This window comes from Bacillus sp. GMs2/2, assembly GCF_050172095.1.
GTDB lineage: Bacteria > Bacillota > Bacilli > Bacillales > Bacillaceae_G > Bacillus_A > Bacillus_A cereus.
Map to the genome: position 1 here is coordinate 1 of NZ_JBNLYE010000626.1, position 1,608 is coordinate 1,608.

Below are 1,608 nucleotides of genomic sequence, written 5' to 3' on the forward strand. Positions count from 1 at the left end.
GTATAGTATCAAAAAAGATACTAATGTTAAGGGAAGGGATTTATTATGGATTGTCCAAACGAAAATAATATAAATTACCCATTTTTAAATAAATATTCTTGTCCAGTTGAAGCGATGGTAGAGGTGATTGGTGGAAAATGGAAAGGTGTTATTTTGTATCATTTATTAGATGGGAAAAAGAGGTTTAATGAATTAAAAAGATTAAAACCTAATATCACACAAAGAATGTTAACACTTCAGCTGAGAGAACTTGAAGCTGATGGCATTATACATCGTGAAGTATACCGTGAAGTGCCACCTAAAGTTGAATATTCGTTAACTGAGCTTGGTGAATCACTACGTCCAGTGATTCTATTAATGATGGAATGGGCAACTCATAATATGGAGAAAGTTTTGGAGAGTAGGGATACGAAAAATAATAGTTAAGAGTTGAAATTGTTATAGAAGAAATAATTGTAGAAATAAAAGGTGTTTTCATACGTGAAAACACCTTTTATTTCTATATTTTTTACTTTCCAACTTCAACTGCTGAAGTTGGAAAGTTATTTAAGTTTGCAATTTGACCATACCAATCAGCGTGTTTAAAAACAACACCTTTTCCATATCCGTCCGTTGAAGTACGTTCCCATAGCGTTGTTGAATAGCTAGCAGTGGGGGATGCTGTACGTACAGAAACAATTTGATTTTGCCAACTAGCAGACAAGTTTTTATAACCGCTACTTAGAGAAAAATACTCGCTACCTTGATTTGTGTGTTTATAGAAGTCTGTACTACCAGGTCCGCTTCCACCAACACCAAGGGGAGTGATTGAATTATTCAACCTTTGTTTATCTTTTTCAATAAAAGACTCTAAACTTTCTTTGCTCGAAAATCCATAAGATAACCAGTCTCCATTTTGATTTTGTTTCGGTAGAACTAATGTTATTTTTACGTCTTCCTTTGATGGAGCACTCAATTTGTTAAACGAATCAACAGTCTTTTCATCTACAGTTACATATTCGAAAGAGGAAATCGAATAATCCTTTTCGGTACTAGCTGATACTAATCCCACTCCTCCAGCTAACGACGAAACAGTTAATAATGCACCTGCTATCAACTTTTTAAGCATGGATTCATCTCCTTAAAACTTAGATTTTTTACATAACTAAAATGTATGTTAATTTGAATGTTTTATAAATGTTTAGAAATTTATAAAAATTAAACAGAATATTCTTTTATTATTCTGGAGTAAGGAAAGTAATTAAAAATGAAAAAAGGTTTACTTAAAAAGTAAATCCTTTTTGCTGACCTATTTCAAAACTCAATGGATTAAAGTTTCATTTTATCCATCTATGAATCATAAACTTCTTTTGCATTCGTAGAAGCAGCATCTAATATAAGGAAAATGGCTGCTATCATATGTAGAACGATGTCTATATAAGGGAAAAAGGCAACTAGAGTAACGATAATGCCGATATAATGAGGGTACGTATTCATGTCTACTTTTTTAGCTAATAAAATAGTAGTGATATGTAACACAATCAATAGAAGTAAAGGTATCCCATATAGGTTAACAAGACTTGGAAATACATAATAACAAGGAAGTAATAAAAGATGATAGATCCCTGT

General features: G+C 32.0%; 3 protein-coding genes. 1 reads left to right on the plus strand and 2 read right to left on the minus strand.

Features of this window, described 5'->3' with window-relative positions; translation table 11 throughout:
• Positions 1–45: 45 nt before the first annotated feature.
• Positions 46–426 (plus strand): winged helix-turn-helix transcriptional regulator, encoded by a 381-nt coding sequence (locus ACQGS6_RS28060; protein WP_000340572.1) that lies wholly within the window; start codon positions 46–48, stop codon positions 424–426.
• 82 nt (positions 427–508) lie between these two features.
• On the opposite strand, the gene ACQGS6_RS28065 is transcribed toward ACQGS6_RS28060, so the two are convergent.
• Both ACQGS6_RS28065 and ACQGS6_RS28070 read right to left on the minus strand, forming a co-directional pair.
• Entirely contained in the window at positions 509–1,108 is a 600-nt protein-coding gene (locus ACQGS6_RS28065) for a hypothetical protein (protein WP_000914241.1), read from the minus strand.
• Positions 1,109–1,329: 221 nt separating this feature from the next.
• Positions 1,330–1,608 (minus strand): hypothetical protein (locus ACQGS6_RS28070; RefSeq protein ID WP_426965997.1); only part of this gene is annotated, 279 nt, incomplete at its 5' end.